Raw genomic sequence first — 15,212 nt, forward strand, 5'->3', positions numbered from 1 at the left:
ATACATTTCTTTTTATTCTATCATGATTTGTTTAAGAAAACATTTTCTTTCATGGTAATAAAGGCAATTATTTTTTCTTTGACCGGAATTCCGGAAAGTGCTGTCATCGCCTCTGCATAGAGATTCACCTGGACCTCATAACCTTTTAAAAGCGCGTCTCTTTGAACCGGGTCTTGGTAGAAATCAGTTTTATAGTCAATGATCACCCACTGCTCTTCCTCCATAAAGGCACAGTCGATGATCCCCTGTACGGTTATTTTTTCTTTGATCCCGCTCCATTCACTTCGGACTTTTCCCGGATCGTAACCATAGTTGAAGGGGATCTCCCGTCTTACTTTTGCTGCTGATAAAAGCCGGATTCCCAGCGGGGAAGTATAAAAGTCGATGAGTTTGGAAAAATCGATGGTTTTTGCCAGTTTCTCCGGTAGGAATTCTTTTTGAATCAACCGTTCGACTTCTTCCGGAAGCTGTTTTTCCAGAAAAGCCGTCAGATTATTTATTCCATAGCTGCTGAGCTGTTTGTGAAGCGGTGCCAGATCAATAACCTCCATTAGTAAATGGAGCGCCGTTCCCCGTTGGGCGGGTGTAAATTCGCCCTGTCTTTTCTCTAAAAATTTCGGTCCTTCACTTCGCCCGGGTAACTTTTTCTTGATGAGTACATTTTCTTCTAATTTAACTTTCTGGACATTTTTTATCTCAGTGACACTCATCTTGCTGGGGAGATCATTATCCGCTTTTTCCGGGTAACGATAATTCAGTCGCTTGGCTATCGCATCCTTTTCTTTCTGACTGATTTCCTTTGTTTCCAGCTCAACTGGGCCCACTTCCGCGGCCAGCGCAATCGCTTCCACTGTTTCTTCACCGGCAGTTTCGCTGTTTTCGGTATCCTCATTATGCCGATAAATAATAAAATCTTCCAGCTCCAGGGGGTCGGAAATTTCAGGAACATTTTTTCCGCCGATCACCCCCAGCATTACCCAATCCAGCAGACTTGATGCCTTCAGCAGATGGTATTCATCCGGTTCTTCCCGCCATTTTTCCAGCGCCTTTTCCGGATTTTTGACCGTTCCAACCAGGTAGAGTTTTTCTTCGGCTCTGGTCATTCCCACATAAAGCAGCCGCATTTCTTCGGAAAGCATTTCCATGTTGCTTTGAGCTTTGCAAACTTCTTTGCCCAGGGAATTGTGCTTGAATCGTTTGTTCAAATCCACATAGTCCGGACAAATCCCCAAATCCTTGTGAAATAATATTTGGTTGTTATTACTCCGCTTATTAAAGCCTTTCCCCACCCCACTGAGAAAAACAATCGGGAATTCCAGGCCTTTGCTTTTATGAACGGTCATGAGCCGCACGACAGCTTCGTTACTGCTCACCATTGCCGGCGGTGAGATGTCCTGTTTATGTTTTTTCATGTTTTCGACAAAGCGAATAAATTGATAGAGACCCTTGAGTGTCGATTTCTTATAGTCTCCCGCCCGTTTCAACAAAATTCTCAAATTGCACTGCCGCTGTTCTCCGCCGGGCAACGCTCCGACAAAAGCATAATAGCCGGATTCTAAATAGATTTTCCATAAAAAATCTTCGACCGGCATCAGCTTCGACTCGTTCCTCCAGTCATTCAGCTGATTATAAAAAACAATGAGTTTTTCTGAAAGTGCATCCTTTTCTTCCGCCCGGTAAGCTTCAACAGCCTGGTAAAAAAAGCCCTGGGGATGTTTAATCCGCAGTTTTGTGCATTCCGTGGTCGTAAAGCCCCCGATAGGTGAGGTCATCACACTTAACAGGGGCAAGTCCTGATGCTGATTGTCCATTAAATTCAGCAGGTTGAGAATCATGGTGATTTCCAGGGATTCGTAGTAATTAGTTCCGCCGTCAAAATACGTGGGAATTCCCAGCTCGCTGAAAATTTTCAGGTAGACATCCCCTCTTCCGGCCACACTTCTCATCAGAACCCCGAAATCACCGTAGTTAATGGTGCGTTTCAGATTATGACGGGTATCAAAAAAGCTGGTGCCCACCAGAGACTGGATTTTCCTCGCTACAAAGCGTGCTTCAATTTCCACCGCGGTCTGGTCTTCCTGATTTTCTTCTTCATACTCATCCGCTTCTTTTGATTGCGGCTTTTCTTCAATCAGATGGATTTCTGTTTTTTCATAGGGGCCTTCATGAGGCAGGCCTTTGTTCAGCATCGCTTGTTCATCATAATCGATTTCTCCGAGTCCTGGGGTCATGATTCGGCTGAAGATAGAATTGATGCCATTAATCACGCCCTGGGCACTTCTGAAGTTTTTGTTAAGGGTAACCAGACTGTTCTCGGCATCGCTATCAGTGCCGAAGGTTTCGTATTTGTTAATGAAGATGGTGGGATCTGCCAGCCGGAAACGGTAAATGCTTTGTTTGACGTCGCCAACCATAAAATAATTATGTTCTCTGACAATGCGCAGGAGGATGGTTTCCTGCATTTCGTTGGTGTCCTGGTATTCATCCAGGAAGACATATTTGTATCGGCCTTTGACCTCCTGGGCCACTTCAGGATCTGATAAAACCTTAAGGGTTAATTGTTCCAGGTCATTGTAATCAACCAGATTTTTTTTGGCTTTTTTCTGCTGAAAGGCAGTCCAGAACTTTTGCGTCAGCTTGACCAAATCGGCCATCGGCTTTTTCAACTCATTTAGTTCTTTGGCCATTTCATCCAGACTGATGGCAAAACTTTTTTTAAGGCTTTCCAAGCTTTTCTTTGCTTCGTCCCGGTATTTTTTAATGATCCCATTCAGCTCGGCATCCTGTTTCGCATTCCCTTTAAACCGTTCATATTTAATCGTTTTTAGGGCTGCCAGGCCTTTTTTTAAGTCCTGGGTCATCAGGATCTCCAAATCCCTGATGGCCTGCACCTCGTTTTCCATTTGTTCATGCGTTTTTTCAAAGCCTTCCGCAGCGCTTGCGGCAGCGGCTTTTTGGGCATAATCCCCGGCACCATGAAGCTCCGTCTGGATAATGGTCATTAGCGACTGCCCCCAGACGGAATCCGGAAGCGTTTCTTCATCGCATTCGAAACGGGAAAGCGCTTTGTCGCACCAGTCTTCTGAGTTTGGCTGGGTCACCAGAAAGCGGTACAGACTTTCAACCGTATCCTTCAGAGCCTGGTCATTTTTGTTGCCGCTGTATTTTTCCACCAGTTCCAGAAAGTCAATTTCCGGATGATCCCCGGACGCTTCTTTTTCGTTTGCCCGTAAATATTCATCCTCAAATACTTCTTCCAGGGTTTCGTTCAGCATCAGGGCAATCTCGGTTTCGTTGCCGATGGCAAAGCCCGGATCGATATCGCCCTTGTGAAAGTACTGCCGCAAAACGCTGAGGCAAAAGGAGTGGAGGGTTGATATCGATGCTCCGCCTAAACTATTCATCTGCTTCATTAAAAAGCTGCGGTCATTGGCGGGGTTTTCCAGTTCTTTTGACAGCGCCTGACTCAGGCGGTTTTTCATTTCGCCAGCGGCGCCGCGGGTGAAGGTGAGAATCAGGAGTTCGTCCACCCCGACTTTTTCTTCCAGTATAATGCGAATTACCCGCTCAATCAGAAGCGCCGTTTTCCCCGATCCGGCTGCGGCTGAAACCAGCATGTTTGTCTCTCGGTTTTCGATGGCTTTTTTTTGATCACTGGTCCATTTCATTTGTTTCTCCCCCCTGAATGAGTTGAAAAAATACGTCCTTTTTCATTGTCTTTTTTAATACATCATAGCCGCCCTGAATGATATCATCGTCAAATTGACAAATCCCTTTATACTCGCAATACTGGCAGGCATAGGATGCGCCTTTTCGGTAGGGTCTGATTTTTATATCGCCTTGATAGATCCGCTTGATTTGACGAATGACGGTTTTTCTCACATAGCTGATAATGGCATCAAACTCGGATCGGCTCAATTTTGATTCCGAGCCGTAAACCGGCAGAATAGCGGAGGCGTTTTTATCGCGGTTTTTATCCATTGCCTCGATGACGGCATCGTCGTCCAGCAGCAGCCCATTGAGTTTAAAGGTTTTATTAATGGCCCCCTGGATTTCTGCTTCTAAATCAACGCGCGGAATCGGATCGTCCACGTAAAAATAGAAGGTTCCTCCCGGCTGGATCTCGTCCCCACTGATCACGGTCATGGCACCGTCGAGATAAACCAGCAACTGTAGTGACAAGCCGTAATAAATATCGTCATAGCCTAATTTTTTGTTACCGGTTTTATAGTCAATGACTTTGACCCAGGTATTTCCATCTTTTTCGTATAAATCGAGACGGTCTATTTTTCCGTAAATTTTGGCGTTACCCATTTTTTCGTCCGGCAACATGATTTCCTGTTCAAAACTGAACTCGGTCGCTGTGGGTTCAAAATCTCCGGCATTTAATTGTTCAATCAGCACGTCGATCGATTTTTTCCCCACCCGCTCCAGTTTTTTTCCCAGATACTGATTCTGTCCGGTACTGTTAAATACATTAGTTTTAATTTGCGGCAGGCAGGTTGCCATCACATTTTCCACGATTAAATCTCTTTCGGTTTTCGGAAGTGTTCTTAAATCCAAGCTTTCCGCCTGGGCCTTTTTGAAAAAGCCATCGATGAGATCATGAAGCAGATTTCCGATTTCCGGTGCCTGTATGGTATAGATGGGCCGTCCCTCCGGCCTTAACCCATATTTGACATAATGGGAAAAAGGGCATTGTCGATGGCTTTCCAAACGGCTGATGCTGGTGCGCAGGTTCCTGCCGTAAAGCTGGGTTGCCTCATTGGCTGTCATTTCCGGCGAAATTCCGGTGTAATTTAAAGCGGCCTCCAATACCCGATATTCCTTTTCGTAATCCGGATTGTTTTTATACCAGTCCTTTACGGTTTCCCAGCACGCATCATCTTCGGCATTCGCCCCTTGTATCTGCTCTTTTTTGTTTCTTGAATAACTCACCAGATGCCAGAGGGTGCTTTCCGGGGTGCTCAATGTATCCCAGAAGCTTTCCCGCCCTGATGTAAGCGTAAAGGCGATTTCTATTTTAGGAAAAATCCCCAGTATTTGACTCAGCAGAATGCTGGGCTGCTGAGAATTCCCTTCCATATCCGTGAGCGCCCAATATAAGCACAGTCGTGATTGCGGTTTAGTCAACAGATCGTAAACGAGAAAGCGTTCCTGATCCATCTGAAAGCCGCGATTGTTCTGAAGCTTGATTTGGACACTTCCCAATATTTGGCGTTCCACATCGGAAAAAAGATTGGGCTCGGTGCCGGTGCCGGGGATCTTGCCTTCATTTAATCCAAACACAATCAACACTTCAAAGGCACTGCTTCGGCTTCTTCGCAAATCGGTGATGCTCACATAATCCCGGTAGGGTGGAATAATGCCCAGCCGATATCCCTGAAAACCGCTTTTTAAAATACGCAGATAGTCTTCTTTGGCGGCATCATCTGCTCCCATTGTTTCGGCAATCTGGTCGAATACCGCCATCAGGATATTCCAGATCTGATGATAGATTCCCGCCGCTTCGTAATTGCCCGCTTCGGAAAGTCTTTCCACCAGGGCATCAATTTTTTCAGGCGTCTGAATGGTCAGCAGAAATTCATAAAGTGCTTGCGTATATTCCCCGCACGTTTTTTTCGTTCGCATTGCTTCCTGTAAAACCGCCAGGGGTTCAATGAGCCTGACCCGGAGGGCATTGAGCGTTTCCAGATCGATGGCTTCATTTTGGCTGATTTTCGTAAATGCCTTTTCCCACTGTTTGCCTCTGATTCCAAATTCCAGTACGTAATTTTCCAGATCTTCACATTCCGACAGCGTGATCGGTGAAAATCCGGTTTTTACAAAACCAAAAATATCGTCAAAGCGATAATTGTTCTGGATGGCTTCCAATGCTGAAATCACGGCTTCCACCAGGTGGTTGTCCCCGATAGCCCGTAAGTCGTCCATAAAATAGGGGATTTTATATTGGGTAAAGACCCGTTTGATGATGCTTCCGTATTCATCAATATCCCCGGTGAGCACCACAATATCCCGAAAGGAGAATTGTTCCTCCCGAATGAGCTCCAGAATTTTTTGAGCACCTTTTTCCACTTCTTCCCAAGTATTTTCACATTGCGTCAGCGTGATTTGCCCAACTTCAGTCGGGTATTCTTTTTTGGGATAGGCAAAAAGATTGGCTTCCAAATGATTGAGTTCCCGGCTTTTTGATTCTTGATTGGGTACTTTGACCATTTTAAATGTGACGTTGGCCCGTGCGCCAATGTCCTTGATGGCATTCAAGGTATTCTGGGTCAGCTGAAAAACTTCTTGATCTCGCGACTCCGGATTCGGATCCCAGGGAATGGCAATATGAAACTCGCTGACAGTATCCACTAAATTCCGGATCATGTGATAATCCTGGGTTGAGAAGTTCTGAAAGCCGTCCAGCCAAAGCTCGGAATTTTTCAAAAACTCTGCTAAGGGAATTTTTTCGCTGACCAGGCTTTTAAAATCCTCCTCGTCTTTTCGGTCGTCTCCCAGCAGATCGCTGAAATGGCCGTAAATTTTTACAATATCCCCGATTTTCTGAGGCATCATCCCATGGCTGAAATTTTTGATGCTTTCTTCCAGATTTTCCGGTGAAATCTCATTTTGTTTTAATTCGCCGATTAAATTCGAAATGCTTTGAAGAAAACCCGGCTTTTTAACACTGCTGCGGTAAATGGTTAACTCTTCCTGGATTTCGCCCAGGGTTTTTTGAAGCAGCATATTTTTTCCATGTTCATCCATATAGGTTTTAGTCAGTCCGCCGGTTTCTTTTAAAACCCGGTCACCTAGCCGGTTCGGACTTAATACTTCCACATTTAGCAGCCCGTTAAGATTATTGGCTTTAATGAGTGCTTCTTCCGCCCCCAGCGTAAACTGTTCCGGGACGATCAGGTAAAGCTTCTCTTTTCCTGCTTCCAGGGCCTTGCCAATTTCATGATAAACCGTTTGACTCAAAGTCTGCGACCGACGACCGGTAATGATTGTAATTCCCACTTCTTTTTCCTTTCTGAACTTTTGACGCGATTTAAAAAAATACCAGCCTTCTTGTGAAAAGCTGGTCAGTCAGTCTTTTATTCTCGATGCGCCGCTTATATAACGCGAATCTTTCAATCAAACGTCCGCGGGCGATCATGGATCGCCCCTACGGGGCCTAAACAAAAGCGTTTTGGTATATCGTAGGGCGATTACCAATCGCCTGAAAACGTATATCTTTCAATCAAATGTCCGTGGGCGATCATGGATCGCCCCTACAAGGCCTAAACAAAAGCGTTTTGGTATATCGTAGGGCGATTACCAATCGCCTGAAAACGTATATCTTTCAATCAAATGTCCGCGGGCGATCATGGATCGCCCCTACAAGGCCTAAACAAAAGCGTTTTGGCATATCGTAGGGGCGATTACCAATCGCCTGAAAACGTATATCTTTCAATCAAATGTCCGCGGGCGATCATGGATCGCCCCTACGGGGCCTAAACAAAAGCATTTTGGCATATGGCACAAAATTCATCGTCCCGGCAAAATAAAATTTATACGGTCACAAAGCCGACTTTTTTTCTCGCTTTTGCCAAAGTTTTCCATGCCATCATGGATGCCTTTTCAGCATGGGTGTGCATAATGGTATTGAGATAATCTTTTTCTTTGAGCAAACGCTGGTATTCCGTTTGTACTGGTATGATGGTTTCAGCCACCGCTTCTCCCACTGCCAGTTTAAAATCGCCATAGCCTTTGCCTTCAAATTCCTGCGCAATCGCATCAAGGCTTTTTCCGGTGGCACAGCTGTAAATTTCCATCAGATTAGAAACACCGGGTTTTTCTTCACGATTGTGATGAACGTTCATTTCTGAATCCGTTATAGCTCGTTTGAATTTCTTCACAATGGTTTTGGGATCATCCAACAAAGAAATAAATCCATTTAAATTTTCGTCCGATTTGGACATCTTTTTTGTCGGATCCTGAAGACTCATAATTCTGGCTCCCGATTCTCCAAAATATGCTTCGGGAATTTTAAAAACATCCCCATATTGTTGATTGAAACGCGTTGCGATATCTCTCGCCAATTCAACATGCTGACGCTGATCATTGCCAACCGGCACTAAATCCGTTTGATAAAGCAGAATGTCCGCCGCCATCAGCACCGGGTAATCAAAAAGACCGACCCGAATGTTTTCTCCCTGTTTTTGGGCTTTATCTTTAAACTGCGTCATGCGGCTCAGTTCACCCATATAGGTACAGCAGTTTAAAATCCAGGTCAGTTCAGCGTGCTCCGGCACCATCGACTGAACATACAATATTGACTTTTCCGGATCAATGCCAAGCGCTAAAAGCAAAGCCATGGATTCATAGGTCCGTCTCCGTAAATCCGCCGGGTTTTGAGGCATGGTGATCGCATGAAGATCAACCACACAAAAAATGCTTTGATAGTCTTCCTGAAGTTTCACCCAATTTTTCATGGCTCCAAAATAATTTCCGATGGTAAAGGTTCCTGACGGCTGTATGCCGCTATATACTATTTTTTTTGCTGGTGTTTCCATATGTAACTCCTTTTCGCTTAAGATAATTTCAATTCTGTCATTTCCAGGGCATCACAGTTGAGGTCGAGTTCTTTAATCATTCTCTCGAAAATATCATAATCGCCGGTCGTAAGAATTTTGGTGCTGCCCGATCCAGCTGTTTCTTCGGTATTGTAGTAATCAAATTCTTTAAGATGCTTATCCAGTTGTCTGACCAAACCGTTGGCCGGATTAATGAGCGTCAGTTCCGGATACATTTGCCGGATCGTGCCGGATACAATGGGAAAGTGGGTGCATCCCAGCAAAAGCTCCTCAATGACGATTCCTCTTTTGATTCCCTTCAAAATAATCGGCTCGACCGCTTCCTCAATATTTTTTTTTAATAATTTCAAATTTCCATTGCCGTCATTAATAACTTTGCCTAGTGTGCATGTTCCCTGGGCAATGTATTTCACGTCTTTTGTCCAAAGTTCCATTTCCCGTTCATATCCTCTGTTTTTCACCGTCGCGGTGGTGGCAATAAGCCCAACCAGACCACTTTTTCGCCAATTGAGCGTTTCCTGAACACCGGCTTCAATCACACTGAATAAGGGAACCCGGGAGGTTAGTTCGGATATTAAGGATGAAATGGTGTTGCAGGCTAAAACAATTGCTTTAACGCCTCTGTTTTCCAGATCTCTGATGATTGCGTTGGCTAGAAAAATGATCTCGTCATTTTCTCGCTCACCGTAAGGCATGCGCATTGAATCTCCAAAATAGAGATAGTTTTCATTGGGTAAACGGTCCTGCAGTTCTTTCAAAACGGTGAAGCCGCCAATACCTGAATCGATGAGTCCAATGGGTCCATTTTTTTCCATTTTTTTACTTCTTTTCCGATTGATCACGAAATACGATTCCTTTTTCCACACTCATCTCATCCACAATTGCGAGCGATTCCAAGGCAATTCCCTGTTGTCGCAGCAACGCACCGCCTTCTTGAAATCCTTTTTCGATGGCAATGCCAACGCCTACCAATGTTGCCCCGGCCTGATTGATCACATTAATTAATGCATCGACCGCCTTTCCGTTGGCCAAAAAATCGTCGATAATTAAAATACGATCGTTTTTATTAATATATTTTTTTGACACCATAATCTTATAGGCTTGCTGCTTGGTATAGGAATATACGTCACTGGAATAGATTTCGTTATCTAAGTTTAGTGAAACAACTTTTTTTCCAAAAACCACCGGACAATAGTCAAAATATCTGGCCGTGCTGGTTGCAATAGCAATTCCTGATGACTCGATTGTCAAGATTTTATTGACTCCCTCTCCGGCAAAGCGTTTGGCAAAGGCTTTGCCCATTTTTTCAAATAAGGCCACATCCAACTGGTGATTCAAAAACGAATCAACCTTAAGTATTCCCTGACCTTTAACACAACCTTCTGTTCTAATTTTTTCTTCTAATAATTCCATTCGCAACTCCTTCATAACCTGATCGCATTATTATAACATAATCCAAAGGTTTTTAAATAAAAAAAATAACGTGAATTTCTTCACGTCGCTGAGACTCTCGGCAAAATAATTTATTTTAGCCTCAAGGAATTAACAATTAAACTTTTGTTAAAACCAAACAGCATCTGGGTTTCTTAAAACCCAGATGCCATTTAATACATCTGCCTTAACTCTATTTTTGTTCTTTTTCTTTTTGTGCTTCGGCAATAACCTTTTCCGCATTCAGAATTGGGGCTTCTTCATAACGAACAAATTCCATTGAAAATTCGCCTCTGGCTTGTGTCATTGATCGCAGTTCAGTTGCATACTTAAACATTTCTGCTAACGGTGCTTCTGCCAGAATTCGCTGTTTTCCGCCTGACGTCGGTTCCATTCCCATAATACGTCCGCGTTTTTTATTTAAATCCCCCATGATATCCCCCATGTATTCTTCCGGTATCACGATATCGATATGATAAATCGGTTCGAGCAGAACGGGTGATGCCTCTTTCATCGCTTTTCGATAAGCCAAAGTGGCCGCGCTTTTAAAGGACATTTCATCAGAATCTACCGCATGATATGAACCGTCATAAAGAATGGCTCTTACTCCGGTAACCGGATATCCTGCCAGAACGCCTTCAAGCATACAGGTTTCAAGACCCTTTTCAACCGCCGGTATAAAGTTTCGGGGAACGGCTCCGCCAACTACTTTATCGACAAATTCAAATGGCGCATTCGGTGAATCACCAGGTTCAAACGTAATCCAGACATGTCCAAATTGGCCACTGCCGCCAGATTGTTTTTTATGTTTACCTTCAGCTGTTGCTTTCTTTTTAATGGTTTCTCGGTAAGGCACCTTCATATCGACCAGGTTTACCTCAACCCCAAATTTTTGTTTCAGCTTCTGCGAAATGATTTCCAGATGCATTTCTCCCAAACCTGAAATCAGGGTTTGTTTGGTTTCACTATTTCGGCCAAACGTCATTGTTGGATCTTCTTCAACCAAGCGGTGAAGTCCCGTCGATAATTTATCGATATCGGCTTTTGTTTTTGGTTCAATTGCCATTGAAATAATCGGTTTCGGAAAATCAATTTTATCATAAACAATCGGATCCTTAACGTTGCATAAGGTATCGCCGGTAATCGTACTGCCTAATTTTGAAAATGCGCCGATATCCCCTGATTCCAATTTTTCAACTTCAATCTGTTTGTTTCCACGCAGCACATAAATGTGGTTGGTCTTTTCTTTGATTTCCTGGGTCGAATTATATATTTCTATGGAATGATCAAGAACCCCGGACATGACTTTGAAAATAGACAGTTTGCCAACAAATGGATCCGCAATGGTTTTAAACACCAATGCTGAAAATGATTCTTTATTACTGCATTTTCGCTCAATTTCTTTTTTGTTTCGGGGATCTTTGCCTATTTCAAATTTTCCGTTACCAGGCGAAGGAAGATATTCGATGATCATGTTTTCCAGCGTTTCAACCCCAATATTTAATGTCGCTGATGTACATAATACTGGTATTAATTCACCATTATCAATTCCTTTACGAATACCTGTATGTATTTCATTCTGGGTCAGCTCTTCCCCTTCAAAATATTTTTCCATCAGGTCTTCACTGGTTTGCGCAACGGATTCCATGATCATGTCCCGGTATGGTTCTAATTCTGCTTTCATTTCATCTGAAATGATGACATCAAAGCAGCGATTTTCTTTTCGTTCGCTCCCGGTCATATCAACGATGTTAACAACCCCGTTCATGTTTTCGCCTTCGCCCATTGGCAATTCAAACGGGACCACTTTGTTTCCGAAGGTTTCTTTTAGTTCGTCCATTACTTTGGCAAAGGTGGCATTTTCTCGGTCCATTTTATTAACAACAATAAATGCCGGTATATTTGCTTTTTCTAATAATTCAATCGCTTTTTCGGTTCCTACCTGCACTCCTGAAAGGGCATCAATTACAATAACAATGGCATCCGCTATACGCAGAGCTGCATAGGCATCCCCAATAAAATCAAAATAACCAGGCACATCAATAAGATTGATCTTGTGTCCACCAAATTCTAAAGGAATAATAGCTGAAGAAATTGAAAATTTTCGTTTCTTCTCTTCTGGATCAAAGTCCGATAGGGTATTTCCCTCGTCAATTCTTCCGATACGATCAATGGCACCGGCATTAAATGCCAATGCTTCGGTCAAAGTTGTCTTACCGCTTCCTCCGTGACCTAGTATAAGAATGTTACGAATGCTTCTAGTTGGATACGTTTTCATGATGTTTCCCCCTCGCTTATTTTTGCCAATGATTCTATTGGTTTATATAATGCTATTCTATAATATTTTGTGAAAATAATCCACAAAAAGATTTATAAAAATGAATCCTTTCGGTCTTTCAGTTCAACCGTCCTTGTTTACAAATCTTCTTTAATCTTCTTCATTATTTTTTTTTCGATCCGCGATACTGTCATTTGCGATTTATTAATATATTCCGCGACTTCTTTTTGAGTTTTTCCCTGAAAAAAGCGTTGCTCAACAATAATTCTCTCCACCGGATTCAGAGCTTTTATTTTTTCTTTCAGAAGATCGATGTTTTCAACATTTTCCATATTGTTATCCAGGTTGCCCAATAAATCCATCAAGCTTACTTCTTGTCCATCTTGATTGCTTTCATATTCCATTGAAAGAGATTTCGGATAATAGGCGTTGCTGCTTTCCATTGCCTTGATGATACTTTCTTCAGAAATTTCAAGATAAACAGCAATTTCCGTAATCGTCGGTGAGCGCATCAGTTTATGTTCTAACATCGTCCGAGTTTGATTAATTTCCCGATTCAGGTCCTGAATCTTTCGCGGGATTCGGATCAACCACTCCCGGTCTCGATAATAACGTTTGATTTCTCCGACAATCGTTGGCGTAGCAAAGGTATCAAACTCATAACCTCGGCTTACATCAAACCGTTCTACGGCATACATCAAGCCTAAACAAGCCACTTGGAAAATATCATCGTTATCGCCGCTTTTATGTCCATACTTTCTTGAAAGTATTTTGGGTATATATAAGTAATTCTCAATCAATCGATCTCTTAACTCTCGATCTCTGGTTTTTTCATACTCGACAAATAATTTCTTGACGTCTTCTTTACTGATTTTTCGTTCATATTTCATTGGCCGTCGATAGGTTTTTAATCATGGTTATAGAGGTTCCTGCTCCCTTCTCACTAACAATGTCCACCCTATCCATTAGTGATTTGATAATAAACAATCCAAAACCATTTACTTTTTTTCCGTTTAGATCTGGTTCAACCACTGTCTCCGGTTCAAAGCCAACCCCTCTGTCTGTAACAGTGAAACTAAGTTTTTCATTTTCTTCTACAGTATAGATCAAATCATAGGTCGAGTCTGGATTCATGCTGTGATTTAAAGCATTTGTGCATGCTTCAGAGACCGCAACCTTGAGATCCTCTACATCTCCAATGGAAAAGCCCATATTGTTTGCTACTGACGCTATCGTAAGACGTGCAAGACTTACATATTCTGGCTTTGTTGGCAGTGTCAGTCTAATCCTATCCATTTTCATCCCTCTTCTCTTATGATTGGTTAATCGGATTTTCAATAATATCAATGATTTTGTCAACACCGGTGATGTTCAATAATTTTTTTATATTGGGGCGCGGATTCATCATGATAATCTTTTGACCCATTTCTTTTGCTTTATTTCTTAATTCAATCAGAACGCCCATGCCAGTACTGTCCATATAGGATAGTTCTGTACAATCCAAAATGATTTGAGGCGCTTGTGTTTCAATTTTTTCTTCAATCGATTCCCTGAATTTTCCAATAGAATAAATATCAATTTCACCTTTTATGCTAATCATGGTTGCCTGTTCGGTTCCTGTTCGGTTTTTATTATCCATTTAGAACTCCATTTCTCACACAATACTGCCAAAAACACGCTTTGCGAGTTTTTGGGTCAATCAGTAACCGTAAATTTGAAACTAGACCCAATGAGGGCGATTACCATCATTGGGCCCAGAGTTATAAATCACGGCCTATATTTTTTCTTTTTTACTTTTCGTCTGAAAAATTCCTAATCCTTTTTTAAGTACCGACGCCGCTTTTACAACGGGATCAATAATATCCTGTTTGATCGTGTTTAAGGCGTCTCCCACTTCATCAACCATATCGCTTGCCGTTTCAACCACATGAGCTGAAGATTTTGTTATATCATCAGTATTTTCCATGATCCGCTGAAGCACCAAACGGTTATCTTCCATTAGCTTCGTGGTTATGTCAAAGGTCATTGCGATACTTTTAAACAGCTTCACCAAATAAATGGTTCCAATGATAAAGGCAATTCCCACTAATAATATAGCCAATTCCCACAAGCTGAAATTTAATGTTATCATCTATGATTTCCTATTTACCCTTACTCTGCTTCTTTTTTTATTGCTTCAGCATCCAGTTTAGTGTCTTCGCTTGTGATAACTTTAGCACCAGTAGCCAGCTCACTATCTTCTTTTTCAAGAGCTTCAAGTTCGTCGTTTAAATCTGCAATATCCTGTTCAACTTCATCTTGAATTTCCTGAATTTTGTTTTCAATCTGATTTTTGTATTCATTTACACGTTCTGTAAATTGTTCCTGCATATCCTGGAATTGTTCTTTGAGGTTTTCACCATATTCTACGGCTTGATCATAAGCATTTCCCAGAACTTCTTCTGTACCTTCTGCCAGTTTTTTTCGAGTTTCCAGCCCTGATGTAGGGGCCATTAACACACCTAGAGTACCGCCGATGATGGTTCCTAGAAAAAGTCCACCAACAAAATATAATTTGTTACTGCTCATTTTTATTCCTCCACTTTTCATTGTGATATTGACTACATTTTACCCTAACAGACCTCTAATTAACAGCATTTTATTTTATTTTTTATTTGGTTGCAACTATTCTCCAAATTTATCATTTATCAATTGAATCAATGCATCCACTGCTTCAGTTTCATCTTCCCCTTCAGCCTGAATCTCAATTGTCGTTCCCTGGGCAATTCCGCCAGCCATAATCCCCATGATACTTTTTGCATTAATTGAATTACCTTCTTTTATGACGAAAATCTTTGATTTAAATTTACCTGCTGTTTGAACAAACATCGAAGCAGGTCGGGCATGCAAACCAGTAACATTCAACACCGTCACTTCTTTTTTTATCATTGTATTTCCTC

12 protein-coding genes are annotated in these 15,212 nt (G+C 42.3%); all 12 read right to left on the reverse strand.

Going from position 1 to position 15,212, the window contains the following annotated elements:
• Positions 1–20: 20 nt before the first annotated feature.
• Positions 21–3,668, reverse strand: coding sequence for a helicase-exonuclease AddAB subunit AddA (gene addA / locus FZC41_RS05305; RefSeq protein ID WP_148566363.1), 3,648 nt, complete (start codon positions 3,666–3,668; stop codon positions 21–23).
• Positions 3,652–7,005 (reverse strand): PD-(D/E)XK nuclease family protein, encoded by a 3,354-nt coding sequence (locus FZC41_RS05310; RefSeq protein WP_148566364.1) that lies wholly within the window; start codon positions 7,003–7,005, stop codon positions 3,652–3,654. The genes addA and FZC41_RS05310 overlap by 17 nt, the downstream gene beginning before the upstream one ends.
• Before the next feature lie 533 nt (positions 7,006–7,538).
• Complete coding sequence (gene trpS, locus FZC41_RS05315; RefSeq protein ID WP_148566365.1) at positions 7,539–8,543, reverse strand: tryptophan--tRNA ligase; 1,005 nt, start codon at positions 8,541–8,543, stop codon at positions 7,539–7,541.
• A 17-nt stretch (positions 8,544–8,560) separates the two neighbouring features.
• Positions 8,561–9,379 (reverse strand): glutamate racemase, encoded by an 819-nt coding sequence (locus FZC41_RS05320; RefSeq protein ID WP_207725020.1) that lies wholly within the window; start codon positions 9,377–9,379, stop codon positions 8,561–8,563.
• A 4-nt stretch (positions 9,380–9,383) separates the two neighbouring features.
• Positions 9,384–9,977 carry a xanthine phosphoribosyltransferase gene (locus FZC41_RS05325; protein WP_148566367.1) on the reverse strand — a complete coding sequence of 198 codons (594 nt, stop codon included), beginning with the start codon at positions 9,975–9,977 and terminating at the stop codon, positions 9,384–9,386.
• Positions 9,978–10,188: 211 nt separating this feature from the next.
• Positions 10,189–12,273, reverse strand: a complete 2,085-nt coding sequence (gene fusA / locus FZC41_RS05330) for an elongation factor G (protein ID WP_148566368.1) — start codon at positions 12,271–12,273, stop codon at positions 10,189–10,191.
• Positions 12,274–12,410: 137 nt separating this feature from the next.
• Positions 12,411–13,163 carry a SigB/SigF/SigG family RNA polymerase sigma factor gene (locus FZC41_RS05335; protein ID WP_148566369.1) on the reverse strand — a complete coding sequence of 251 codons (753 nt, stop codon included), beginning with the start codon at positions 13,161–13,163 and terminating at the stop codon, positions 12,411–12,413.
• On the reverse strand, positions 13,153–13,569 hold the full coding sequence (locus tag FZC41_RS05340; RefSeq protein WP_148566370.1) for an ATP-binding protein: 417 nt from the start codon (positions 13,567–13,569) through the stop codon (positions 13,153–13,155). The genes FZC41_RS05335 and FZC41_RS05340 overlap by 11 nt, the downstream gene beginning before the upstream one ends.
• A gap of 16 nt (positions 13,570–13,585) precedes the next feature.
• Positions 13,586–13,912, reverse strand: a complete 327-nt coding sequence (locus tag FZC41_RS05345; protein WP_148566371.1) for an STAS domain-containing protein — start codon at positions 13,910–13,912, stop codon at positions 13,586–13,588.
• A 135-nt stretch (positions 13,913–14,047) separates the two neighbouring features.
• Positions 14,048–14,404, reverse strand: coding sequence for a DUF948 domain-containing protein (locus FZC41_RS05350; RefSeq protein ID WP_148566372.1), 357 nt, complete (start codon positions 14,402–14,404; stop codon positions 14,048–14,050).
• Between the two features lie 20 nt (positions 14,405–14,424).
• Positions 14,425–14,841, reverse strand: a complete 417-nt coding sequence (locus FZC41_RS05355; RefSeq protein WP_148566373.1) for a YtxH domain-containing protein — start codon at positions 14,839–14,841, stop codon at positions 14,425–14,427.
• A 96-nt stretch (positions 14,842–14,937) separates the two neighbouring features.
• Positions 14,938–15,201, reverse strand: a complete 264-nt coding sequence (locus FZC41_RS05360; protein WP_148566374.1) for an HPr family phosphocarrier protein — start codon at positions 15,199–15,201, stop codon at positions 14,938–14,940.
• Between the last annotated feature and the right edge of the window lie 11 nt (positions 15,202–15,212).

The organism is Acetobacterium paludosum, assembly GCF_008086595.1.
GTDB lineage: Bacteria > Bacillota > Clostridia > Eubacteriales > Eubacteriaceae > Acetobacterium > Acetobacterium paludosum.

Coding starts and splice junctions, on each gene's coding strand:
- addA (WP_148566363.1), bottom strand. CDS start 3,668: ATGAAATGGACCAGTGATCAAAAAAAAGCCATCGAAAACCGAGAGACA.
- trpS (WP_148566365.1), bottom strand. CDS start 8,543: ATGGAAACACCAGCAAAAAAAATAGTATATAGCGGCATACAGCCGTCA.
- FZC41_RS05320 (WP_207725020.1), bottom strand. CDS start 9,379: ATGGAAAAAAATGGACCCATTGGACTCATCGATTCAGGTATTGGCGGC.
- FZC41_RS05325 (WP_148566367.1), bottom strand. CDS start 9,977: ATGGAATTATTAGAAGAAAAAATTAGAACAGAAGGTTGTGTTAAAGGT.
- fusA (WP_148566368.1), bottom strand. CDS start 12,273: ATGAAAACGTATCCAACTAGAAGCATTCGTAACATTCTTATACTAGGT.
- FZC41_RS05335 (WP_148566369.1), bottom strand. CDS start 13,163: ATGAAATATGAACGAAAAATCAGTAAAGAAGACGTCAAGAAATTATTT.
- FZC41_RS05340 (WP_148566370.1), bottom strand. CDS start 13,569: ATGGATAGGATTAGACTGACACTGCCAACAAAGCCAGAATATGTAAGT.
- FZC41_RS05345 (WP_148566371.1), bottom strand. CDS start 13,912: ATGGATAATAAAAACCGAACAGGAACCGAACAGGCAACCATGATTAGC.
- FZC41_RS05350 (WP_148566372.1), bottom strand. CDS start 14,404: ATGATAACATTAAATTTCAGCTTGTGGGAATTGGCTATATTATTAGTG.
- FZC41_RS05355 (WP_148566373.1), bottom strand. CDS start 14,841: ATGAGCAGTAACAAATTATATTTTGTTGGTGGACTTTTTCTAGGAACC.
- FZC41_RS05360 (WP_148566374.1), bottom strand. CDS start 15,201: ATGATAAAAAAAGAAGTGACGGTGTTGAATGTTACTGGTTTGCATGCC.